The sequence below is a fragment of the Rhodococcus sp. LMD genome, assembly GCF_056108245.1.
Genome location: NZ_CM148557.1, coordinates 3,261,588 through 3,284,532 on the forward strand (window position 1 = coordinate 3,261,588; position 22,945 = coordinate 3,284,532).

At 72.2% G+C, this 22,945-nt stretch carries 21 protein-coding genes; 6 read left to right on the plus strand and 15 right to left on the minus strand.

What is annotated here, in order from left to right:
• Positions 1 to 24: 24 nt before the first annotated feature.
• The 4 genes from gatB to ACWPQI_RS15010 all read right to left on the minus strand — a co-directional run bounded on the left by gatB (position 25) and on the right by ACWPQI_RS15010 (position 4,611).
• Positions 25 to 1,536 carry an Asp-tRNA(Asn)/Glu-tRNA(Gln) amidotransferase subunit GatB gene (gene gatB / locus ACWPQI_RS14995; RefSeq protein ID WP_017682349.1) on the minus strand — a complete coding sequence of 504 codons (1,512 nt, stop codon included), beginning with the start codon at positions 1,534 to 1,536 and terminating at the stop codon, positions 25 to 27.
• A gap of 59 nt (positions 1,537 to 1,595) precedes the next feature.
• Positions 1,596 to 2,627, minus strand: a complete 1,032-nt coding sequence (locus ACWPQI_RS15000; protein ID WP_010596578.1) for a 6-phosphofructokinase — start codon at positions 2,625 to 2,627, stop codon at positions 1,596 to 1,598.
• Positions 2,628 to 2,712: 85 nt separating this feature from the next.
• On the minus strand, positions 2,713 to 3,339 hold the full coding sequence (locus ACWPQI_RS15005) for a response regulator (RefSeq protein ID WP_167522819.1): 627 nt from the start codon (positions 3,337 to 3,339) through the stop codon (positions 2,713 to 2,715).
• A gap of 57 nt (positions 3,340 to 3,396) precedes the next feature.
• On the minus strand, positions 3,397 to 4,611 hold the full coding sequence (locus ACWPQI_RS15010) for a sensor histidine kinase (protein ID WP_082061362.1): 1,215 nt from the start codon (positions 4,609 to 4,611) through the stop codon (positions 3,397 to 3,399).
• A 104-nt stretch (positions 4,612 to 4,715) separates the two neighbouring features.
• Here ACWPQI_RS15010 and ACWPQI_RS15015 point away from each other — a divergent pair, with 104 nt between their 5' ends.
• The gene (locus tag ACWPQI_RS15015; protein WP_225222834.1) at positions 4,716 to 5,294 is read left to right on the plus strand and encodes a hypothetical protein; all 579 of its coding nucleotides are present in this window, start codon (positions 4,716 to 4,718) and stop codon (positions 5,292 to 5,294) included.
• Positions 5,279 to 6,604 carry an alpha/beta-hydrolase family protein gene (locus ACWPQI_RS15020; RefSeq protein ID WP_010596582.1) on the plus strand — a complete coding sequence of 442 codons (1,326 nt, stop codon included), beginning with the start codon at positions 5,279 to 5,281 and terminating at the stop codon, positions 6,602 to 6,604. The genes ACWPQI_RS15015 and ACWPQI_RS15020 overlap by 16 nt, the downstream gene beginning before the upstream one ends.
• A 28-nt stretch (positions 6,605 to 6,632) precedes the next feature.
• On the opposite strand, the gene gatA is transcribed toward ACWPQI_RS15020, so the two are convergent.
• Entirely contained in the window at positions 6,633 to 8,108 is a 1,476-nt protein-coding gene (gene gatA, locus ACWPQI_RS15025; RefSeq protein WP_017680823.1) for an Asp-tRNA(Asn)/Glu-tRNA(Gln) amidotransferase subunit GatA, read from the minus strand.
• Positions 8,105 to 8,404, minus strand: coding sequence for an Asp-tRNA(Asn)/Glu-tRNA(Gln) amidotransferase subunit GatC (gene gatC / locus ACWPQI_RS15030; RefSeq protein ID WP_003936975.1), 300 nt, complete (start codon positions 8,402 to 8,404; stop codon positions 8,105 to 8,107). Before gatC ends, gatA begins: the two co-directional genes overlap by 4 nt.
• A gap of 290 nt (positions 8,405 to 8,694) precedes the next feature.
• On the opposite strand from gatC, the gene ACWPQI_RS15035 reads away from it, so the two are divergent.
• A complete protein-coding gene (locus ACWPQI_RS15035; protein ID WP_003936974.1) occupies positions 8,695 to 9,345 on the plus strand; it encodes an ACT domain-containing protein in 651 nt (216 codons plus the stop codon).
• A gap of 9 nt (positions 9,346 to 9,354) precedes the next feature.
• Here ACWPQI_RS15035 and ACWPQI_RS15040 read toward each other — a convergent pair whose 3' ends face one another.
• From ACWPQI_RS15040 to ACWPQI_RS15080, 9 genes are all read right to left on the minus strand, one after another.
• Entirely contained in the window at positions 9,355 to 9,843 is a 489-nt protein-coding gene (locus ACWPQI_RS15040) for a GNAT family N-acetyltransferase (protein WP_010596586.1), read from the minus strand.
• A 79-nt stretch (positions 9,844 to 9,922) separates the two neighbouring features.
• Complete coding sequence (gene ligA / locus ACWPQI_RS15045; protein WP_026137779.1) at positions 9,923 to 12,046, minus strand: NAD-dependent DNA ligase LigA; 2,124 nt, start codon at positions 12,044 to 12,046, stop codon at positions 9,923 to 9,925.
• Positions 12,047 to 12,056: 10 nt separating this feature from the next.
• Positions 12,057 to 13,109, minus strand: coding sequence for a methionine synthase (locus tag ACWPQI_RS15050; protein WP_010596589.1), 1,053 nt, complete (start codon positions 13,107 to 13,109; stop codon positions 12,057 to 12,059).
• A complete protein-coding gene (gene mnmA / locus ACWPQI_RS15055) occupies positions 13,106 to 14,197 on the minus strand; it encodes a tRNA 2-thiouridine(34) synthase MnmA (protein WP_026137780.1) in 1,092 nt (363 codons plus the stop codon). The genes ACWPQI_RS15050 and mnmA overlap by 4 nt, the downstream gene beginning before the upstream one ends.
• 5 nt (positions 14,198 to 14,202) lie before the next feature.
• Positions 14,203 to 15,429, minus strand: a complete 1,227-nt coding sequence (locus tag ACWPQI_RS15060) for a cysteine desulfurase family protein (protein ID WP_010596591.1) — start codon at positions 15,427 to 15,429, stop codon at positions 14,203 to 14,205.
• A 42-nt stretch (positions 15,430 to 15,471) separates the two neighbouring features.
• On the minus strand, positions 15,472 to 16,326 hold the full coding sequence (locus ACWPQI_RS15065) for a lysophospholipid acyltransferase family protein (protein WP_268965635.1): 855 nt from the start codon (positions 16,324 to 16,326) through the stop codon (positions 15,472 to 15,474).
• 43 nt (positions 16,327 to 16,369) lie between these two features.
• Positions 16,370 to 17,209 (minus strand): GNAT family N-acetyltransferase, encoded by an 840-nt coding sequence (locus tag ACWPQI_RS15070; RefSeq protein WP_010596593.1) that lies wholly within the window; start codon positions 17,207 to 17,209, stop codon positions 16,370 to 16,372.
• A 137-nt stretch (positions 17,210 to 17,346) separates the two neighbouring features.
• Positions 17,347 to 18,303: an electron transfer flavoprotein subunit alpha/FixB family protein gene (locus ACWPQI_RS15075; RefSeq protein WP_010596594.1), complete on the minus strand. Its 957-nt coding sequence runs from the start codon at positions 18,301 to 18,303 to the stop codon at positions 17,347 to 17,349.
• Between the two features lie 46 nt (positions 18,304 to 18,349).
• Positions 18,350 to 19,135, minus strand: a complete 786-nt coding sequence (locus ACWPQI_RS15080) for an electron transfer flavoprotein subunit beta/FixA family protein (RefSeq protein WP_010596595.1) — start codon at positions 19,133 to 19,135, stop codon at positions 18,350 to 18,352.
• 230 nt (positions 19,136 to 19,365) lie between these two features.
• On the opposite strand from ACWPQI_RS15080, the gene ACWPQI_RS15085 reads away from it, so the two are divergent.
• Genes ACWPQI_RS15085 through ACWPQI_RS15095 form a run of 3 tightly spaced genes read left to right on the plus strand, consistent with a single transcriptional unit; the run spans position 19,366 to position 22,933 of the window.
• Positions 19,366 to 20,145: a class I SAM-dependent methyltransferase gene (locus ACWPQI_RS15085; RefSeq protein WP_253261051.1), complete on the plus strand. Its 780-nt coding sequence runs from the start codon at positions 19,366 to 19,368 to the stop codon at positions 20,143 to 20,145.
• Positions 20,142 to 21,692: a 1,4-alpha-glucan branching protein domain-containing protein gene (locus tag ACWPQI_RS15090; protein ID WP_064066651.1), complete on the plus strand. Its 1,551-nt coding sequence runs from the start codon at positions 20,142 to 20,144 to the stop codon at positions 21,690 to 21,692. The genes ACWPQI_RS15085 and ACWPQI_RS15090 overlap by 4 nt, the downstream gene beginning before the upstream one ends.
• Entirely contained in the window at positions 21,689 to 22,933 is a 1,245-nt protein-coding gene (locus tag ACWPQI_RS15095; RefSeq protein WP_010596598.1) for a glycosyltransferase family 4 protein, read from the plus strand. Before ACWPQI_RS15090 ends, ACWPQI_RS15095 begins: the two co-directional genes overlap by 4 nt.
• Positions 22,934 to 22,945: the final 12 nt, after the last annotated feature.

Here is a 22,945-nt window from a genome sequence, read left to right on the forward strand (position 1 = left end):
TGGAAGAACATGTCCTGAAAGAACTCAGCTGCAGGCGGCGAGCACGAGCTCCTTGACCAGGGCCGGGTCGGCCTGACCACGGGTAGCCTTCATCACGTCGCCGACGATCTTGCCGGCCGCCTGGACCTTGCCGCTGCGGATCTTGTCGGCGATGTCGGGGTTGGCGGCCAGCGCCTTCTCCACCTCCGACTTGATCAGCGAGTCGTCGCGCACGACCACCAACTCGGGGTGGGCAGCGAGGATCTGCTTCGGGTCGCCCTCTCCGGCGAGCACGTAGTCGACGACCTTGCGGGCGAGCTTGTTGGTGAGCGTGCCGTCGGCGACGAGGGCGATCACCTCTGCGACCTGCACCGGGGTGATGGGCAGCTCGACGAGTTCGACGCCGCGGCTGTTGGCCTGCTGCGCAAGGTAGGCGACCCACCAGGACCGCGACTCCGAGGCCGGGGCACCGGCCTCGGTGGTGGCGATGATCAGGTCCAGGGCGCCGGCGTTGACGAGGTCACGCATCTCCTCGTCGGAGATGCCCCACTCGGCCTGGATCCGGGCGCGCCGCAGCCACGGCAGCTCGGGCAGGGTGGCGCGCAGTTCCTCGACCCACTCCGTGCTCGGAGCGATCGGTTCGAGGTCCGGTTCCGGGAAGTAGCGGTAGTCCTCCGCCGTCTCCTTGCGCCGGCCCGGGGAGGTGGTGCCGTCCGCCTCCTGGAAGTGCCGGGTCTCCTGCACCACGGTGCCGCCCGCGGTCAGAACCGCGGCCTGGCGGCGCATCTCGTACCGCACGGCGACCTCGACCGACTTCAGGGAGTTGACGTTCTTCGTCTCGGTCCGCGTGCCGAACTCCGCCGCTCCGATCGGATTGAGCGAGACGTTGGCATCGCACCGCATCGAGCCCTGGTCCATGCGCACGTCGGACACGTCGAGGGCCTTCAGCAGGTCCCGCAGCGCGGTGACGTAGGCGCGGGCGACCTCGGGGGCGCGCTCGCCGGCACCGACGATCGGCTTGGTGACGATCTCGATGAGCGGCACCCCGGCCCGGTTGTAGTCGAGCAGCGAGTGGCTCGCCCCGTGGATGCGGCCCGTGGCGCCACCCACGTGCAGCGACTTGCCGGTGTCCTCCTCCATGTGCGCGCGCTCGATGTCCACGCGCCACGTGGTGCCGTCGTCGAGGACCACGTCCAGGTGGCCGTCCGTGGCGATCGGCTCGTCGTACTGCGAGATCTGGTAGTTCTTCGGCTGGTCCGGGTAGAAGTAGTTCTTCCGCGCGAACCGGCCCCACGGCGTGATCGAGCAGTTCAGCGCCAGCCCGATGCGGATCGCCGACTCCACCGCCGCCTGGTTGACCACGGGCAGCGAACCGGGCAGACCGAGGCACACCGGGCACACCTGGGTGTTCGGTTCGGCTCCGAACGTGGTCGGGCACGGGCAGAACATCTTGGTGGCGGTGTGCAGCTCGACGTGCACCTCCATGCCCATCACGGGCTCGAACTTCGCGAGCACCTCGTCGTAGGCGAGCAGATCATCGGACATGGCGGCAGTCATGGGCTCGATTTTAGACGGTGCCGACATCCGGCGATCCGGCGCTCACGCCCGGCGTGAGCTCACCCGAAGATGATGCGCATCTCCTCGTAGCGGTCCTTCGGCACCCGCTTGTGGTTGGCGAGCGCCTCGTCGAAACCGACCCGGACGATGTCGGTTCCGTGCAGCGCCACCATGTGGCCCCACTCCTCGTCGGCGACGAGATCGGTGACCGCCATACCCAGGCGGGTGGCGAGTACCCGATCGAAGGCCGTGGGCACGCCGCCCCGCTGGATGTAGCCGAGGATCGTGGCACGGGTCTGGATGCCTGTCCGTTCCTCGATCATCGGGGCGAGGACGTCGGCGATGCCGCCGAGCCGCGGCCGGTCGAACTCGTCGCGTCCCTTGTCGGAGTACGCCTCGGCCATGTCCGGCAGGGTGAATCCCTCCGCGACCACCACCATCGGGGCGCGGCCGCGGTCCCGGACGCTGGTGACCCACTCGCAGATCTGCTCGATGCTCTCGGGTTGTTCGGGGATGAGGATGGCGTGGGCGCCCCCGGCCGTGCCGGAGTGCAGCGCGATCCATCCTGCCTCCCGGCCCATCACCTCGAGGACCATGCAGCGCTTGTGCGAGTTGCCGGTGGTGCGCAGCCGGTCGATCGCCTCGGTGGCGATCTCGACGGCGGTGTCGAAGCCGAAGGTGTAGTCCGTCTGGCCGAGATCGTTGTCGATCGTCTTGGGCACCCCGACGATCCGGATGCCCTCCTCGAACAACCGCTTGGAGGCGGCGGCCGTGCCCTCGCCGCCAATGGCGATCACGGCGTCGACGCCCATGCGCTCGAGTGTGCGGGCGATGTTCTCGGCGCCGCCGTCCGGCCCCTGGTAGGGGCCGAACCGGCTGGTGCCCAGGATGGTGCCACCCTGATGCGACAATCCGCGGACCTTGCTGCGGTCCAAGGGGATCGCATCGCCTTCCACCAATCCGCGCCAGCCGTCGAGGAACCCGACGAACTCCTGGTCGTAGACGGTCCTCCCCTTGAGGACCGCTCCGCGGATCACCGCGTTCAGGCCGGGGCAGTCCCCGCCGCTGGTGAGAATGCCGATGCGCGTCATTCGTTCCTCCGTGCAGGTTGTCGGTGGTCCTCCCGGCAATACTGCCCCGGCCCGGCGCCCGCGGCATCCCGATCGCGGGCGTCGCTCACCCGGGCACGACCAGTCCGGACTCGTATGCCAGCACCACCGCCTGTGCCCGGTCCCGCAGGTGCAACTTCCCGAACACCTTCCCCACGTGCGTCTTGACCGTCTGCTCGGCGACGAACAGGTGAGCGGCGATCTCCTGGTTCGACAGTCCACGCGCGATCAGCTCGAGCACCTCACGTTCGCGCGGGGTGAGCGCGTCGAGTGCCCGCTCGCGGCCGCGGCGCGGCGATCGCCGGCGGGTGACGTCCGCGATGAGGCGGCGGGTGACGGTCGGGGCGAGTAGCGCCTGGCCGTCGGCGACGACGCGGACCGCCCGGATCAGTTCCTCGGCGGGCGCGTCCTTGAGCAGGAACCCGCTGGCGCCGAGGCTCAGTGCCTCGTAGACGTAGTCGTCGATGTCGAACGTGGTGAGCATCAGGACCCGCGTCGGCGGATCGATCCGCCCGGCGAGGATGTGCCGGGCCGCGTCGAGTCCGTTCATCTCCGGCATCCGGACGTCCATCAGGACCACGTCGGGTCGCAGGCGGGCCGCCTCTGCGACGGCCCGCCGGCCGTCCGGAGCGTCGCCGACCACGCTGATGTCGGGTTGGGCAGCGAGCAGCGCGCCGAAGCCCTGCCGAACCATGGCCTGGTCGTCGGCGATCAACACGGTGATGGGGGTCGGGTCCGTCACGGCCTCAGCCTAGGCGGCCTGGACGCGCGGCAGCTGCGCGCGCACCTCGAAACCACCGCCCGGGGCGGGATGGGCGACGAGGTGGCCTCCGACCGCCAGGGCCCGGTCGACCATGCCGCGGATGCCGTTCCCGCCGCTGCGGTCCCCCGACCCGGGCCCCGCCCGCCCGGGGCCGTTGCACACGGTCACGCTCACCTCGTCCGGCCCGTAGCCCACGCGGACCCGCACCGGCGCACCGGAGGCGTGGCGGGCGGCATTGGCGAGCGATTCCTGCAGGATGCGGTACACCGTCAGGGCCGTGGCGTCCGAGACGCCGGACGGGTCACCGTTCTCCGCGGTGGACAGGACCATGCCGGCGCGGCGCGCCCCCTCGAACAGGTCCCCGAGCCGGTCCAGGCCGGGCTGCGGGTCCTGCGCCCGTTCGTCGCCGGCGGCCCTGTCGTCGGGGAGGTTCTCGCTCCGGAGCACCCCGAGCATGCCGCGCACCTCGTTCAGCGCCTCGCGCGCGGTCGCCCCGATGGAGTCGAATTCGGCGCGCACCGGCTCGGAAACGTCCGGCAGACGGTACGGGGCGCTCTGCGCCTGGACCACGACGAGGGACATGTGGTGCGCGACGATGTCGTGCAGGTCTCGGGCGATGCGGGCCTTCTCCTCGAGGATCGCCCGGCGGGCCCGTTCGAGTTCGCTGAGCTCCTCCTGCCGGGCAAGCTGGCGGCGGGACAGCACGAGCCACCGCACGAGCAGGCCGAACACCGCCATCGCGCTCAGGCCGAGTGCCCACCCCCAGCCGTTCTGCCCCGGCACGTGGGTGAAGAACAGCACCACGGTGGCCGCCCACACGAGCCCGGCGACCTGCAGGGGAGCGCGCATGCTCACCGCGACGAGAAGCGCGCACAGCACGAGGATGTGCACCACCTGCCAGGGGTAGTCGTAGCCGGGGGCGAGGTCGAAGGCGCGGGGGATCGCCAGCGCGGCCCCGGCCGAAACCGCCCAGCCGAGGGCGGGATCGGTCCGGATCGCCACGAACGGCCAGGCCGCGAGCGCCGCGACGACGGGCATCAGCGCGACGGGCACCTCGTGGGTGAGGTGCAGGGTGGGCCACGCGACCGCATACAGGATCAGGGTCACCGCCACGATCGCGATCGTCCACCGACGGCCGCGGCCGTGTTCTCTCGTCCAGCGCACGGCACCACGGTAGGTCCGGGGCGTGGGCACTGTCGTCATACCGGGGAGTGAGAGCCGCCTGGCCCCGTGGCGGTAGACGCTCGTGGCCGGACCGCTCCGTCGCGGGATCTCCGGCAGTCCCCGCCGTCCCTAACGTCCGCCACATGCGCAGACCACCGATGACAGCACTTCTGGGCACGGCCGCAGCGCTGTGTCTGGGAACCGCGTGGGCACAGCCCGCTCCGCCCGCGCAGCCGGATCCGGGCGCCGTGATTGCGACAGTGGCGGCACTGTCCGAGGGCGACACCGGGGCGGCGCTCGACGCCTTCCCGGACGGCTTCGAGCCGGCGATGCACTATCGACCGGTCACCGAGGACGGGATCCTGGTGGACCCGCTCGGCGGCTGCTCCTCCCCCGTCCCCCTGCCGGACTTCTTCGAAACGCCCTGCCGGGAGCACGATCTCGGATACGACCTGTTGCGGTACGCGCGGTCGTCGGGACACGAACCGGGTCCGCAGGCGCGGCGCGGCCTGGACGCCCGGCTGAGCCGGCAGCTGCACGAGGCGTGCCGCGCGACGGCGCCCGGCGACGACTGGTGCGGCGTCACTGCGACTGTGGCTTCGTTTGCAGTGCGGGTGAATTCGTGGCGGCAAGGCGACGGGGCCCCGGTCCCCGAGTCACCGCTTCCGTACGCGGCCGCGGTGTGGGCGCTGGTTGCGGCGGCGCGATGGACGCCCCGATGAGCGGGCGCGCGACGTCCCCCGGCGCGGGGTTCGACGTCCTCGCACGGCGCTGCCCGCGGGTGGCGGCGACCGTGGCGGTGACGGTGGCGGTGTGGGTCTCGCTCGCGCCGTCGCTGCTGCCCCGTCCGGCCCTGGCGCAGGCCGCGGTCTCGGGATGCGCCGCCGCAGCCGCGGCGGGAGCCGCCGGCCTGTGCCGCCGGCGGAACGCGGGATCCGCGCGCCCGGTGGCGCGGGCGGTGGCGCTGCTCGCCGCGGCCGTCGCGCTGGGGTGGACGGTTCTCGCGGCGGCGCAGTGGCAGGACGGGTTGCGGGCCGCGATGGGGCGGCCCCCGACGGGGACGGGGCACTGGATCGTCGTGTGCGTGTGCTCCTCGTGCATACTCGGCGCGACACGGGTGCTCGGCCGGGTTCCGGAGGCGTGGCGGCGGCGGGCGGACGTCCGCGCGGGCGTCGCCACGGCCGCCGCGGTGACGCTGGGAGCGGTCGTCGCGGTTGCTCCCGTCGGGGCCGGGCCGGCGTACCCGGACACGGCGCCCGTCGCCGCCACCGCGGCCGGGAGCCCGTCGTCGCTGGTGGCATGGCAGTCACTGGGCGACGAGGGCCGCCGTTTCGTGAGCGCCGACGCTCGAGCGATCCGCACGTACGTGGGGCTCGGATCCGCCCCGGACGTCCGGTCGCGCGCAGCGCTGGCCGTCCGCGAGCTCGAGCGCGCGGGCGGGTTCGCACGCGCCCACGTCGTAGTGGTGGTGCCCACCGGTTCGGGGTGGGTCGACCCCGGCGCGGTGCGGGGGTTCGCCGCGCTGTTCGGCGGCGACGTCGCGCTCGTCGCGCAGCAGTACTCGTCCGCACCCAGCTGGGTGACGTTCCTGTTCGACCGGGACGCGGCCGCGGAGTCGGCCCGCGCCCTGCTCACGTCGGTGCGTTCCCGCATCGATGCCCTGGACCCGGTCCGGCGTCCGCAGGTGCACGTGTACGGGCAGAGCCTCGGCGCGGTCGGGGGCAGCGCCGCCCTGGCGTCGACGGCGACGGGTCCGTGCGCGGCGATCTGGGCCGGCCCACCGGCGGGCGCGGTGCGCACGGACGGGGCGGCCGTCACCGCGAACACGTCGGATCCGGTGGTGTGGTGGCGACCCTCGCTGCTGTGGTCACCGCCCGATCTGTCCCGTGCGCGACGCGACGCGCCCGTGCCGCGGTGGCTGCCGGTGGTCAGCTTCGTGCAGGCGACGCTGGATCTGCCGGTGGCGCTGGACGCGCCCCCGGGTCACGGGCACCGCTACGGCCCGGACCAGGCCCGGTGCGACCGCCCCTGACGGCGGCAGTCGCACCGGGGACCCGGGCTCAGGCGACGATCGGGCCGCGGGCGGCCTCGAACGCGGCGCCGACGCGGTAGAGCCGTTCGTCGGCGAGCGCCGGGGCCATGATCTGCAGACCGACGGGCAGCCCGTCGTCGGCGGACAGCCCGGACGGAACGGACATCGCGCAGTGTCCGGCGAGGTTGGTCGGGAGCGTGCACAGATCCGACAGGTACATCGCCAGCGGGTCGTCGACCTTCTCGCCGATCTTCCACGGGGTGAACGGGCTGGTCGGCGAGACGAGGACGTCGACCTGCTCGTACGCCTTCTCGAAGTCCCGCGCGATGAGGGTGCGGACCTTGAGCGCCTGCCCGTAGTAGGCCTCGTAGTAGCCGGAGGACAACGCGTAGGTGCCGATCATGATGCGGCGCTTGACCTCCTTGCCGAACCCGGCGGCCCGGGTGGCGGCCATGACCTGCTCGGCGCTCATCGTGCCGTCGTCGACGCGCAGGCCGTAGCGCATGGCGTCGAAGCGGGCCAGATTGGACGAGACCTCGGACGGCAGGATCAGGTAGTACGAGGCGAGCGCGTATTCGAAGTGCGGGCAGGAGACCTCGACGACCTCGGCGCCGAGCGCGGTGAGTTCGGCCACGGCCGCGTCGAACGACGCCAGCACGCCCGGCTGGTAGCTGTCCGAGTGCAGTTCCTTGACGACCCCGATGCGCAGACCCTTCAGGTCGCCCTGCGCGCCCTGGCGGGCGGCCTCGACGACGGGCCGGACGGGTGCGTCCACCGACGTGGAGTCGCGCGGGTCGTGTCCGGCGATCACCTCGTGCAGCAACGCCGTGTCGAGCACGGTGCGGCCGCACGGGCCGCCCTGGTCGAGCGACGAGGCGCAGGCGACGAGACCGAACCGGGAGACCGTGCCGTAGGTGGGCTTGGTGCCGACCGTGGCGGTGACGGCGGCAGGCTGGCGGATCGACCCGCCGGTGTCGGTGCCGATGGCCAGCGGTGCCTGATAGGAGGCCAGCGCGGCTGCCGAACCGCCACCGGACCCACCGGGGATACGGGTGGTGTCCCACGGGTTGCGGGTGGGTCCGTACGCCGAGTTCTCGGTGGACGAGCCCATGGCGAACTCGTCCATGTTGGTCTTGCCCAGGATCGGGATGCCCGCCTGCCGCAGCTTCGTCGTCAGGGTCGCGTCGTACGGCGACATCCAGCCCTCGAGGATCTTCGAGGCACACGTGGTGGGCATGTCGGTCGTGGTGAACACGTCCTTGAGGGCGATCGGGACACCGGCGAGCGGCGAGGCCGGGCTCTCCCCCGCCGCGACCGCGCGGTCCACCTCGGCCGCCGCGGCCAGCGCCTGGTCGCTCGCCACGTGCAGGAACGCGTGGTACTCGCCGTCGACCTCGGCGATGCGGTCGAGGTGCGCACGAGTCACCTCGACCGACGACAGGTCGCCGGAGTGGATGCGTTCGGCGAGATCGGCCGCGGACAGCCGGGTGAGATCGGTGCTCATTCGCCCTCCCCCAGGATCTGCGGGACGGAGAAGCGGCCGTCCTCGACCAGCGGGGCAGCGGCGAGCGCCTGTTCCGGAGTCAGACCCGGGTGCACCTCGTCGGGGCGGGTCACGTTGGTCACCGCGTTCGGGTTGGCCATCGGCGCCACATCGTCCGCGGCCACCTCCGACACAGCCTTGACGTGGCTGAGGATCGTATCCAGCTGGCCGGCGAACTCGTCGAGTTCGGCGTCGGTCAGCGCGAGCCGGGACAACCGGGCGAGGTGCGCGACCTCGTCACGGGAGATGGCAGGCACCTTCGGTGACCCCTTTCCGATGAAGAAACGAACGTGCCGTCCAGGGTAGTGCGTGCCGAACGGCACGGTTTCGCCGGTTCCCCGGACCGTCGCCGGCCGCCCGCCGTGTTGCAGTTCGGAGAAACACCTGTGTCGTTCGTGTGACAACGCGCGCGTGACCGGCGGTTTCCCGGCTCGCCTCGGTGCCGCCGTGCGGGACCGGCGTCCGGCGGGGGTGCGGGAGTGAAAAGATGGTGTCCGTCGCCGGCCGCCCGCCTCGGCCGTGACTTCGGAACCGGGAAAGGACGCTCGTGTCGTACCTGTTACGCGTCCAGCTTCCCGATCGTCCCGGCAGCCTCGGCTCACTCGCCGTTGCGCTCGGGTCGGTCGGTGCGGACATCCTCTCGCTCGACGTCGTCGAGCGCGGTGCCGGCTTCGCGATCGACGATCTCGTCGTCGACGTCGATGCCGGTTCGCTGCCGGACACGCTCATCACGGCCGCCGAACGCCTCGAGGGCGTCACGGTGGACTCGATCCGGCCCTATGCGGGAATCCTCGACACCCACCGCGAACTCGAGCTGATCGACCAGGTCGCCACCGCCCGCCACGACCGGTTGCAGGTGCTCGTCGACGGTGCACCCCGGGTGCTGCGCGTCGGCTGGGCGACCGTCGTGGACACCGGCCCGCACGGCGCGTACCGGGTGGTGGGCAGTTCCGGTGCCCCCGAGACCCGGCCGGCAGAGGTGCCGTGGATGCCGCTCGAGAAGCCGATGCTGCTCGACCACGAGGGCGAGTGGGTGCCCGACCTGTGGCGGACGATGAACACGACCCTGGCGGCGGCGCCGCTGGGCACCCACGGGCGGGTACTGATGCTCGGCCGGCCCGGCGGCCCGGAGTTCCGCCCGTCCGAGGTGGCCCGGCTCGGCTACCTGGCCGGCATCATCGGCACCGTCCTCGGCTGAGCGGACGGCTCAGACCAGTTCGCGCACCAAGGTGGTCAGCTCCACGCCGGGGACCGGCGCCCAGTCCCGCTCGGTGACCGGGACGAATCCGTTGCGGTCGTAGATGCGGCGCGCCTCGACCATGTCCGGCTGGGTGGACAGCACCACCGCGCGATCACCGCGGTCGTACGCGGTGTCGAGGACGTGCCGCACCAGCGCCGACCCGACCCCGCGCCCGCGTGCCGACGCCGCGACGGCCAGCATCCGGAACTCGAGTTCGCCCTTCTCGGCGATGTTCGCGAAGCGTGATGCCGGTTCGGCCAGCGTCACCGACCCGACGATCTCGCCGTCGGCCAGTGCGATCACCACCTCGGCGTGTTCGTCGCGGGTGGCGGTGTCGCGCAGACGCTCGGCGTACGGGTCGTCGGGCTCGACGAATCCGCCGCCGACGTACACGTCGACGGTGAGGGCGCCGACGGCGTCGTACTCGTCCGGGCTCACGCGTCTGATCTCGATCACTCGAGGACTATCGCAGTGCCCACCCCCTCCGCCCAAACGGTTCCCGCGCGATCCTCGTCACACCGGCACCGGCCGCCGGTCAGCTCTCGAGCTCGCCGAACTCCTCCTCGATCGCGTCCGTGCCACCCGAGACGCCGGCCGGGCCGAGCTCGAGCAGGCGGCGGAACCCCTCCTCGTCGAGGACAGGGACGCCCAGCTCGGCCGCCTTGTCGGCCTTCGTTCCCGGCGCGTCCCCGACGACGACGAACGCGGTCTTCTTCGACACCGAGCCGGCCGCCTTGCCACCGCGGAGCAGGATCGCCTCCTTGGCCTGATCCCGTGAGAACCCCTCGAGCGAGCCGGTGACGACGATCGACAGACCCTCGAGTGTGCGTTCGACGGATTCGTCGCGCTCGTCGAGCATGCGCACCCCGGCCGCGCGCCACTTCTCGACGATCGCGACGTGCCAGTCGACCGCGAACCATTCGCCCAGCGCCGCTGCGATGGTCGGTCCGACCCCCTCCACTGCGGCGAGCTCGTCGACGGACGCCTCCCGGATCCGGTCGAGGCTGCCGAACTCGGTGGCCAGTGCCCGCGCGGCGGTCGGGCCGACGTGCCGGATCGACAGCGCGACCAGCACCCGCCACAGCGGCTTGTCCTTGGCCGCGCGAAGATTCGCGAGCAGGCGGGCGCCGTTGGCGGACAGTGCCCCTGCCTTCGTGCGGAAGAGCGAGGTGCGCAGCAGGTCGTCGGCGGTCAGGTCGAACAGGTCGCCCTCGTCGGCGATGACCCCGGCCTCGAGCAGCGCGGTGGCCGCCTCGTACCCGAGCGCCTCGATGTCGAACGCGCCGCGGCCCGCGACGTGGAAGACCCGCTCGCGCAGCTGCGCCGGGCAGTACCGCTGGTTGGGGCAGCGCAGGTCCACGTCGCCCTCCTTGGCGGGGGCGAGCGGTGTCCCGCACTCGGGGCATTCGGCGGGCATGACGAACTCGCGTTCGGTGCCGTCACGCAGGTCCACGACCGGTCCGAGCACCTCGGGGATGACGTCACCGGCCTTGCGGAGCACCACGGTGTCGCCGATCAGCACCCCCTTGCGTGCGACCTCCGACGCGTTGTGCAACGTGGCGAGGGAGACGGTCGATCCGGCGACCGTGACCGGTTCCATGTAGGCGAACGGGGTGACCCGGCCGGTGCGGCCGACGCTGACGCGGATGTCGAGCAACTTCGTGGTCACCTCCTCCGGCGGGTACTTGTAGGCGATCGCCCACCGGGGCGCGCGCGAGGTGCTGCCGAGCCGCCGCTGCAGGGACACCTCGTCGATCTTGACCACGAGCCCGTCGATCTCGTGTTCGACGTCGTGGCGGTGTTCACCCCAGTACCGCATCCGGGTGAGGACCTCGTCGACGCCGACGACACGGGCGGTGTGCCCGGAGACGGGCAGCCCCCAGGCGGCGAGGGCGGCGTAGGACTGCGACAGCGACACCGGCTCGAATCCCTCGACGTGGCCGAGCCCGTGGCAGATCATCCCGAGGCGCCGTCGCGCGGTCACCGCAGGGTTCTTCTGCCGCAGCGATCCGGCCGCCGTGTTGCGCGGATTGGCGAACGGGGCCTTGCCCTCGGCGACGAGGGCGGCGTTGAGCGCGTGGAAGTCCTCGAGCCGGAAGTACACTTCGCCCCGCACCTCGAGCACGCGGGGAATCGGGAATTCCTCGGTCGCGGTGAGTCTTTCGGGGATGTCGTCGATCGTGAGAGCGTTGAGCGTGACCTCCTCGCCGGTGCGGCCGTCGCCGCGGGTGGCGGCCCGGCGCAGCCGGCCGTCCTCGTACACCAGGCTCAGCGCGACGCCGTCGATCTTCACCTCGCAGAGGTAGTGCAGGTCCGGGCCGGTCTCGGCTTCCACGCGGGAGACCCAGGCCCGCAACTCGTCCTCGGTGAAGACGTTGTCGAGGCTGAGCATCCGTTCGAGGTGGTCGACGGCGGTGAAGTCGGTGGCGAAGCCGCCCCCGACGAGCTGGGTGGGGGAATCGGGGACGCGCAGGTCCGGGTAGTCGTCCTCGAGCTGCTTCAGCGCGCCGAGCAACTGGTCGAAGGCACCGTCGGAGATGATCGGCGCATCGCGCACGTAGTAACGGAACTGGTGCTCGCGCACCTCCTCCGCGAGTTGCTGCCAGCGCTCACGCACGTCGGGCGGAGCTTGGGTGGGCGCGTCCGTCGATTCACTCACGCCGGAAAGACTAGTCGAGCGATACGACGTTCCCGGCCGCTGCGGACCCGAGCGAGTCGGGATCGTCCGTGAACGCGGCGGCGATGTCGCGGGCGAGGCGCAGTGCCCGGCGCGCCCACGCGGGATCGGCGCCGGCCAGGCCGCAACGCGGGGTGACCCCGACCGAACGCAAGGTGGCACGGGGAAAGCCCAGCCGATCGATCAGCGCGGTCGCGGGGCCGGCGAGCTCACGCCAGGTGGGGACGGCGGCGTCGGGCGCGGTGGAGGGGACCAGCCCGAGCAGGAGGGTCGTTCCGGCGTCGATCAGCTCACCGACTCCGTCGAGGTCGGCGGCGGTGAGCTGCGCGACGTCGAGCGCGACGGCGTCGACACCGCTGCGACGCAGCATCCCCGTCGGCACGCCCGGGGCGCAGCAGTGCACCGCGACGGGCCGGCCGATCGCCGCCAGTGCGGTCTCGAGGAGGTGCTGCGCCTCCGGCTCGGGGAGCGCGGGCACCGACTCGAGGGACGTGCGCCCGGTCAGGGTCCCGGCCAGGACGGCGGGCAGCGCGGGCTCGTCCAGCTGGACCACCACGTCGGCGCCGAGGCGACGGGTCAGTTCCGCGGCGTGCCGCGCCAGCCCCTCGCCGAGGGACTCGGCGAGGTCACGCACGGCACCGGCGTCGGTGAGCACGCGCCGGCCGCCGGCCAGCTCGGTGTGCGCGGCGAGGGTGAAGGGTCCGGCCGCCTGCACCTTCAGAGTCCGACCCGGTCCGAGTCCCGCTGTCTCCCAAGCTTCTTCGAGTGCATCAAGGTCTCGGCGCAGCAGATCGCCGGCGCGGGCCGCGACCACGCCGCGACGACCGCCGAGCCGATATCCGGTGGTGGACGTGTCGAGATGCAGGTCGACCAGCAGCGCGCCGGTACGGCCGACGAGATCGGCCCCGAGGCCCCGGGCCGGCAGCTCGACCAGGTGCGGCAGCGCCTCGAGCTCGCCGAGCACGGTCGCCGCCGACTCCCGGGCGTCGACGCCGGGCCACGAGCCGATGCCGGTAGCGACACCGGACCAGGATTCCGCGCTCACCGGGTCGTCGCCGTACCGGTGCCGGCGATGGTGCCGCTGCCGAGGACGACGTCGCCGGCCGCGTCCGGCCGGTACAGCACCACGGCCTGTCCGGTGGCCACGCCGGTGAGGGGTTCGCGCAGGGTCACCTCGAGACCGGTGCCGACGGTCTCGGCGACGGCCGCCGCGACACCGCCGTGGGCGCGCACCTGCACGACGCACTCGAGCGGTCCGGCCGGCGCGGTGCCACTGGACCACACCGCGCGCTCGGCGCGGATCGTCCACACCTTCAGATCCTCCGCGGAGCCCACCTTCACGGTGCCGGTGTCCGGCTCGATCGCGGTGACGTAGCGGGGGCGGCCGTCCGCGCCCGGGCCGGCGATGCCCAGCCCCTTGCGCTGCCCGACCGTGAAACCGTGCACCCCTTCGTGTTCGGCGAGCACTGCGCCGGACCGTGCGTCGACGACCCGGCCGGGACGGACCCCGATGCGAGCGCCGAGGAAGGCGCGGGTGTCACCGGAGGGGATGAAGCAGATGTCGTGGCTGTCGGGCTTGTCCGCCACCGCGAGACCCCGCTCGGCCGCTTCGGCGCGGATCCGTTCCTTGGGGGTGTCCCCGACTGGGAACATCGCACGCGCGAGCTGATCCGCCGTCAGCACGCCGAGCACGTACGACTGGTCCTTGCCGGCGTCGACCGCGCGTCGCAGGACGCCGTCCTCGAGCCGGGCATAGTGGCCGGTGGCGACCGCGTCGAAGCCGAGTGCCACGGCCCGGTCGGCGAGGGCCGCGAACTTGATCTTCTCGTTGCAGCGCAGGCACGGATTCGGGGTGTGGCCGGCGGCGTAGGACTCGACGAAGTCGTCGATGACCTCTTCCTTGAACCGGTCGGCGAAATCCCAGACGTAGAACGGGATTCCGAGCACGTCGGCGGCCCGGCGGGCATCGCCCGCATCCTCCTTCGAGCAGCAGCCCCGCGACCCGGTCCGCAGAGTCCCCGGCGCCGTGGACAGCGCCAGGTGCACGCCGACGACGTCGTGGCCGGCATCGACCGCGCGGGCCGCGGCCACCGCCGAGTCCACGCCACCGCTCATTGCCGCGAGCACCCTCATCGATGTCACCTCTCTCGACTACCGGCGCCGGCCAGTCCGGCGGCCCGCGCCCGTCCCACCACCTGCGGCAGCGCCGCCACGACGGCCTCCACGTCGGCGCGAGTCGACGTGTGGCCCAACGAGAATCGCAACGACCCACGGGCCGTGCGGGGGTCCGCACCCATCGCGACGAGCACGTGGCTGGGCCTGGCCACGCCGGCGGTGCAGGCCGAACCGGTCGAGCACTCGATCCCGGCCGCATCCAGCAGCATGAGCAGCGAATCGCCCTCGCAGCCGGGGAAGGTGAAGTGTGCGTTGCCGGGCAGGCGGTCCGCACCGCGCGGGCCGTTGAGGATCGCGTCCGGTACCACGCCCGTCACGCCGGCGATCAGCTCGTCACGCAGCGCCGTGAGGACGGCGGCGCGTTCGCCGAGTTGGGCCGTCGCCTCGCGCAGCGCCGCGGCCATGCCGGCGATCCCGGCCGTGTCGTGCGTTCCCGACCGGACGTCGCGCTCGTGCCCTCCGCCGTGCGTCAGCGGCACGCACGGCACCTGGCGGCCCAGCAGCAGGGCACCGACCCCCTGGGGACCACCGAACTTGTGCGCGGCGATCGTCATGGCGGCGAGCCCGCTCGCGGCGAAGTCCACCGGCAGATGACCCACCGCCTGCACGGCGTCGCTGTGCATCGGCACCCCGTACTCGGCGGCGACGGCGGCGAGTTCGGCGACGGGCATCACGGTGCCCACCTCGTTGTTGGCCCACATCACCGACACGAGGGCCGTCTCGTCGGAGTGCTCGGCCAGGGCCCGGCGCAGCGCATCCGGCTCGACCCGCCCGTCGGCCTCGACGGGCAGCCAGGTGACCTCGGCATCCTCGTGGGCGACGAGCCATTCGACGGCATCGAGCACCGCGTGATGCTCGACGGCGCTCGCGATCACCCGGCGACGGCGCGGATCGGCGTCGCGGCGCGCCCAGTAGATGCCCTTGACCGCGAGGTTGTCGCCCTCCGTGCCCCCCGAGGTGAAGACGACCTCCGAGGGACGGGCGCCGAGGTCCGCGGCGACGGACTCCCGGGCCTCCTCGACGCGGCGGCGCGCCGCGCGTCCCGACCCGTGCAGGGAGGACGCGTTGCCGACCGTCGCGAAGACCTCCGTCATCGCCGACACGGCCGCGGGCAGCATCGGCGTGGTCGCGGCGTGATCGAGGTAGACGGTCTTCGAGGTGCCGGAGGCTCCGGCGGGGTTCGAGGTCATGACCGGACCAGGATAGCGGGTCGGGCTCCGCGCCCGCCGCCCTCACCGTCCGGCCCGGAGTTCCTCCCGGCCGGCGGTGTCGTGGACGGCGCGGCCGAGCCTGGCGAGTTCGGCTCCGTCGTCGTTCCGCCGCACGGACCGTTCGCACCGCGCGGCGAGGTCGCGGCGATCGGAGCCGGGCCGCTCGAGCGGGGCGAGCACCACTTCCACCACGACGCCCCGGTGCCGCAGCAGCCGCCGCAACGAGGCGCCGATCGTCTCGTCGCCGACGAACGCCGGGCCGGTGGCGATCGTCCCGGCGGCGTCGGCGTACCGGAGCCCGACCGGTTGCACCGGGCGCTGGGCGTCGATCGCGGCCTGGAACAGCGCCGGACGGAATCCGCCGTACGCCCTGCCGCACCACGTGGTGCCCTCCGGGAACGCCGCGACCGTCTCCCCCGCCGCGAGTCGGTCGCGGATTCGTGCGACCACGACGGGTAGCTCGCGCAGGCGTTCGCGCGCGATGGGAATGACCCGCATCCGCCGGGCCAGCGCGCCGAGCAGTCCCCACTCCAGCAGGTCGCTGCGGGCGACGAACCCCGCGGGCGCGACGGCGGTGAGGACGAGCACGTCGGTCCAGGACACGTGCGGGGCGACGACGAGCACGCCCCCGCCCTCCTCGTCCCGGCCCCGCAGGTCGGTCACCGTCAGCCGCAGCCCGGCACACCGCAGCAGCACGTGGGCGAACGCCCGCTGGGCGGCGAGGCGCCCGGAGCGGGGCAGGAGCCGGCCGGCCGTCAGGAACGGGGCGGTCGTCAGCACCGCCACGACGAGCATCCACCGGCCCGCGGCCGTGACGAAATTCACGCGTCCCGCATCGGCCGGGAGGCAGCCCGCGCCGCAGGGACTGGCCGGCATCCAGGCGTGGGCGCGCGTGTTCACGGCCGCCCTCCGGCGGCGTTCACGCCCGTGCTCCCGCGGCCGCCTCGGCGTTCTCGGCGGCGGTCCGCAGCCGGTCGAGGTAGCGCGCGTCGGCACCGGCGAGGCTCTGCAGCGCCACGAAGTCGGCCACGCCGAAGTCGGGGTCGTGGGCGGGCTCGCCACAGATGCGGGCACCGAGCCGCAGATATCCGCGCAGCAGCGGCGGCAGCACCGGCCGGGCGGGCGGGGGGATGTCCTCGAGGGCGCGGCCGTCGACGACGACGGGTTTCCGGGGGAGCACCCGCCGGTCCGCTTCGACCGCGTGCCGGGCCAGCAGCACGTCGCGCACCGCCCGTACGTTGGCGCCGGGCACGTCGGCGGGGTGGGTGCGTATCGGCACCGACACGCACCCCATCACCCAGTTGTGCCCGGTGAGTTGCAGGTAGCGCAGGATCCCGGCCCACATCAGCGACAGGACCGAGCCGGAACGGTGGGCGGGGTCGACGCAGGCGCGTCCCATCTCCACCGCCCGCAGACCGTCGGGATCGAGGGCGGTGAGATCGAATTCGGTGGCGGTGTAGTAGCCCCCGGCGGCGCGGGCGGCGTCCGGCGGCAGCATCCGGTAGCAGCCCACCACCGCGCCGGTGTGGTTCTCGCGCACCAGCAGGTGGTCGCAGTACTCGTCGAAACGGTCGGCGTCGATGCCCGGCGCCATGCCTGCGGGAAGACGGAACCCGGGTTCTGCGGCGAAGACCCGGTAACGCAGCCGCTGGGCGGCCTCGCGGTGTTCCCGGTCGGCGGACACGAGAAGGGAATAGCGCGGCCCCGACAGCATCGCCTCCGGCCGCGGGTCCCGGGCCGGCGCCAGCAAAGTGGTCATGGCGCAATGTGTATCGAGCCGGTACGTCGCGGCAGGGGCGGCACGGTGTCGCCTCCGTGCACGTCCGGTGAACATGCCCCGGCACGCACGCGGCCCCGCACCCGGACGGGTGCGGGGCCGCGGCAGGACCTCGGGACTCAGCCCTTGTGCTTCTTGATCTCCTCGGTCAGCTGCGGAGCGACGTTGAACAGATCGCCCACGACGCCGTAGTCCGCGATCTCGAAGATCGGGGCCTCTTCGTCCTTGTTGACCGCGACGATCGTCTTCGACGTCTGCATGCCGGCCCGGTGCTGGATGGCGCCGGAGATGCCCAGCGCCACGTACAGCTGCGGCGAGACGGTCTTGCCGGTCTGACCGACCTGGAACTGGCCCGGGTAGTAGCCGGAGTCGACGGCGGCGCGGGAGGCACCGACGGCCGCACCGAGCGAGTCGGCAAGCTCCTCGACGACGGTGAACTTGTCGGCGCTGCCGACGCCGCGGCCGCCGGAGACGACGATCGACGCCTCGGTCAGCTCCGGACGGTCGCCACCCACGATCGGGTTGCGCGCGGTGACCTTGACCGCGTTCTCCTCCTGCGCCGGAACCTCGACGTCCACCCGCTCGGCGGCACCGGCCTGCGGCTGGGCCTCGACGGCACCGGGGCGCACGGAGACGACCGGCACCTCACCGTTGGCCTTGGCGTCGACGGTGTACGCGCCACCGAAGATCGAGTGCACGGCCGAACCGTCGGACTTGACGTCGATGACATCGCAGAGCAGGCCGGAACCGATGCGTGCGGCGAGGCGGCCCGACACCTCCTTGCCCTCGACGCTGGCGGCGGTGATCACCGCGGCGGGGCTGGCGGACTCCACGAGCGAGGCCAGCACGTCGACCTTCGGGGTCACCAGGTAGCCGTCGATGTCGTCGGACTCGGCGGCGTAGACCTTGGCGGCGCCGGCGGCGGCGAGCGCGTCCTGCAGCTTGTCGGCGGTGCCGGCCGGGCCGGTCACGACCGCGGCGGGCTCACCCAGTGCACGGGCGGCGGTGATCAGCTCGGTGCTGACCTTCTTCAGCGCACCCTCGGCGTGCTCGACGAGCACGAGTACTTCTGCCATTGCTCTTTCTCTCCCTTGGTATGTCTGCTGTGTCGCGTGGGTGCGATCAGATGATCTTCTGGCCGACGAGGTACGCGGCGATCTTGCTGCCGCCGTCACCCTCGTCCGCGACGCGCTCACCAGCGGTACGCGGGGGCTTCGGGCTGACACCGGTGACGGTGCTGCCGGCGTTGGACACGCCGAAGATCTCGGGATCGAGCCCGATGTCGGCGAGAGTGAGGGCCTGAACTTCCTTCTTCTTCGCGGCCATGATGCCCTTGAAGGACGGGAAGCGGGGCTCGTTGATCTTCTCGGTGACCGAGACGATGGCCGGGAGCGTGGCCTCGAGGGTGAAGACACCCTCGTCGGTCTCGCGCTCGCCGCTGACCTTGCCGTCGGCGACGTTGAGCTTGCGCATGTGGGTCAGCTGCGGCAGGCCGAGGTACTCGGCGATGATCGCCGGCACGGCACCCATCCGGCCGTCGGTGGCCTCGTTGCCGGCGATGACCAGGTCGACGCCCTCGATCTGGCCGAGAGCCGCCGCGAGCGCGTACGCGGTCTGGATCGAGTCCGAGCCGTGGATGGCCGGGTCGTTGAGGTGGATTGCCTTGTCGGCACCCATGGACAGCGCCTTGCGGATCGCGTCGGTGGCGCGGTCCGGACCGGCGGTGAGCACGGTGACCTCCCCGCCGTCGCGCTCCTTGATGAGCAGGGCTTCCTCGACGGCGCGCTCGTTGATCTCGTCGAGCACCGCGTCGGCGGCCTCGCGATCGAGCGTGAAGTCGCCGTCGCTGAGCTTGCGCTCGGACCACGTGTCGGGGACCTGCTTGATCAAAACGACGATGTTCGTCATGGGTCTACGTCGACCTCCTGTGTATGACTTCCTTGGATCGGCGAGGCGCAACGCCTTGACCGAGCTCTCGTGCTTCGCACGGGGGTGTGCGATAGATTACCTTACGCTAAGTTACCCGCTGGTAACTTGGATGGGAACCTCGTTCACCATAACCACACGAAGGGAGCCGCACGGCTGTGATCTGGACCACCGACGACGAGGTCGACAAAGGTGGGGCTAATGTCTGGGCGGTGAGCGAATCCACCGTCCCCGCCGGCGACGCCCCTCGACTGCCCCTCACCGGTGAACGCACCGTTCCCGGCATCGCGGAGGAGAACTACTGGTTCCGCCGCCACGAGGTGGTCTACCGCGACCTGCTCCCCCGGTGTGCGGGCCTCACCGTGCTCGAGGCGGGCGCCGGCGAGGGCTACGGCGCCGACATGATCGCGGATGTCGCGACCGCCGTCGTCGGGCTCGACTACGACGAGAGTGCCGTCGCGCACGTGCGTGCCCGGTACCCGCGCGTGGACATGCGGCACGCCAACCTCGTCGAGCTGCCGCTCGCCGACGCGTCCGTGGACGTCGTGGTCAACTTCCAGGTCATCGAGCACCTGTGGGACCAGTCCGGGTTCCTGCGCGAATGCCACCGGGTGCTCCGGGACGGCGGCGAACTGCTCATCAGCACCCCCAACCGCATCACGTTCTCCCCCGGCCGCGACACCCCGCTCAACCCGTTCCACACCCGGGAACTGAACGCCGCCGAACTCAACGAACTCCTCGAGGGAGCCGGCTTCCGCGTCGCGCTCACCACCGGGGTGCACCACGGGCCCGTGCTGCGCGCCCTCGACGCCAAGCACGGCGGCTCCTTCATCGACGCCCAGATCGAGCGCGCTCTCGCCGGCGAGCCCTGGCCCGCGGACCTGACCGCGGACGTCGCCGCGGTGACAGTCGACGACTTCCTTCTCGCGCCCGAGAACATCGACGCCAGTCTCGATCTCGTCGCGATCGCGGTGAAGGATCCGGCGCGGTGACCACTCCCGCCCCCCGGCGGGAACCGGGACTGTTCGCGCTCGTGCTGCACTCGCACCTGCCGTGGCTCGCCCACCACGGTCGCTGGCCGGTCGGCGAGGAATGGCTCTACCAGTCTTGGGCCGCAACGTATCTCCCGGTGACCGATGTTCTGCGCCGGCTCGCCGCCGAGGGCCGCACACACCTGGTCACCCTCGGGGTGACACCCGTGCTGGCCGCGCAGCTCGACGATCCACACTGCCTGACCGGCATGCACCACTGGCTGGGCAACTGGCAGTTGCGGGCCCACGAGGCCGCGGGCATGCGGGAGCCGTCCTACCGCGCGCTCGGGGCCCGTGAGCACCGGCAGGCGACCGCCGCCCTCGAACAGTTCGAAACCCGTTGGCGCCACGGCGGATCGCCGGTGTTCCGCGAACTCCTCGACGCCGACGCGGTCGAGTTGCTCGGCGGGCCTCTGGCCCACCCGTTCCAGCCGCTGCTCGACCCTCGGCTGCGGGCATTCTCCCTCGTCGAGGGCCTGGCCGACGCGCACGCACGCTGGGCGCACACGCCGCCGGGAATCTGGGCTCCCGAGTGCGCCTTCACCCCCGGCATGGAGACCGGATACGCCGCCGCCGGGGTCGGGCACTTCATGGTGGACGGTCCCGCGCTGCGCGGTGACACGTCTCTCGGGCGGACCGTGTGGGACTCCGACGTCGTCGCCTTCGGCCGGGACCTGCAGGTGTCCTACCGGGTGTGGTCGCCGAAGTCCGGTTATCCGGGCCATGCCGCCTACCGCGACTTCCACACCTACTGCCACGACACCGGGCTCAAGCCCGCCCGGGTCACCGGGCGGACCGTCGCCCCCCAGGACAAGGCACCCTACGACCCCGACCTGGCGTCCGCGGCCGTCGACCGGCACGTGGCCGACTTCGTCGACACGATCCGCCGGCGACTGCGCCGCGAGTCCGAGCGCCTCGGGCGCGACGCCCTGGTGGTTGCCGCGTTCGACACCGAACTGTTCGGCCACTGGTGGCACGAGGGCCCCCTGTTCCTGGAACGACTGCTGCGGGCACTGCCGGCGGCGGGCATCGAGGTGGGCACCCTGGCCGACGCACGCGACCGCGGGTACGTGGGCGCCCCCGTCGAACTGCCCGACAGCTCCTGGGGATCCGGGAAGGACTGGCGGGTGTGGGCCGGCGAGCAGGTACGCGATCTCGTCCAGCTCGACGAGGAGGTCGTGCGCACCACCCTCGACACCCTCGACAAGGTCCGCGCCGGGTCCCGGGGCCTCGCGCTGCGCAACCGGGTCCACGACCAGATGCTGCGCGAGGCGCTGCTGACGGTGTCGAGCGACTGGGCGTTCATGGTCAGCAAGGACACCGCCGCCGGCTACGCGCGGGACCGGGCCCACAAGCATGCCCACGCGTTGCGGGAGATCGCCGCGGCGGTCGCCGCCGGCCGCGACGAGACGGCGGCGCGGCTGGCCGCCGGCTGGAACCGAGCGGACAATCTGTTTCCCGGGCTCGATGCCCGCCGCCTGCCCGATCGGATGGGAGCCCCGTCGTGAAGGTACTGATCGTCTCCTGGGAGTACCCGCCGGTCGTCGTGGGCGGCCTGGGCCGGCACGTGCACCACCTCGCCACCGAACTCGCCGCCGCCGGGCACGAGGTGGTCGTGCTCTCGCGCCGGCCGTCCGGCACGGATGCCGGTACCCATCCCACGATCGGCCACATCGCCGAGGGGGTGCTCGTCGTGGCCGTCGCCGAGGATCCGCCGCACTTCGAGTTCGGCGAGGACATGCTGCCCTGGACGCTCGCGATGGGCCATGCCATGGTGCGGGCGGGCCTGAATCTGACCAAGGGCGGAATCGGCGACGGCTGGTACCCGGATGTGGTGCACGCGCACGACTGGCTCGTCGCACACCCGGCCGTGGCGCTCGCCGAGTACTTCGACGTGCCGCTCGTGTCCACCCTGCACGCGAGCGAAGCGGGCCGGCACAGCGGCTGGCTGTCGAGCCGCATGAACCGGCAGGTGCACTCGATCGAATGGTGGCTCGCCAACGAGTCCGATCGGCTCATCACGTGTTCGGCCTCGATGAACGAGGAGGTCGTCGCGCTCTACGGACCGGAGCTGCCGCCGGCGACGGTGATCCGCAACGGAATCGACGTCACCGCCTGGTCCTACCGGGAGCGGGCGCCGCGCTCCGGGCCGCCGCAACTGCTGTTCGTCGGCCGGCTCGAGTACGAGAAGGGGGTCCAGGATGCGATCGCCGCCCTGCCCCGGATCCGGCGCACGCACCCCGGAACCACGCTCGTCGTCGCCGGGGAGGGCACCCAGTTCGAGTGGCTGCGCGAGCAGGCGCGTGTGCACCGCGTCGCGCGGTCGGTGACGTTCGTCGGCAACCTCGACCGCACCGAGTTGCTCGGCCGGCTGCACCGCGCCGACGCGATCGTGCTGCCGAGTCGCTACGAGCCGTTCGGGATCATCGCGCTCGAGGCCGCGGCCGCCGGGACACCGCTCGTCGCATCGACCGCGGGCGGCCTCGGGGAGGCGGTGGTCGACGGCGAGACCGGACTCGCGTTCGCCCCCGGTGACGTCGCCGGGCTGGCATCGGCGGTCCGGCGGACCCTCGACGATCCCGCGGCCGCCCAGATGCGGGCGCGGGCGGCGCGCGAGCGTCTCACGGAGGACTTCGACTGGCGGTTGGTGGCCGCCGAGACCGCCCAGGTGTACGCGGAAGCGAAACGACGTGTGCGCCAACCGCTTTCACGGCCGACGATTCCCCAGCGCCCCCTCCCCGACCGGTAGCGCCGGCCCGTC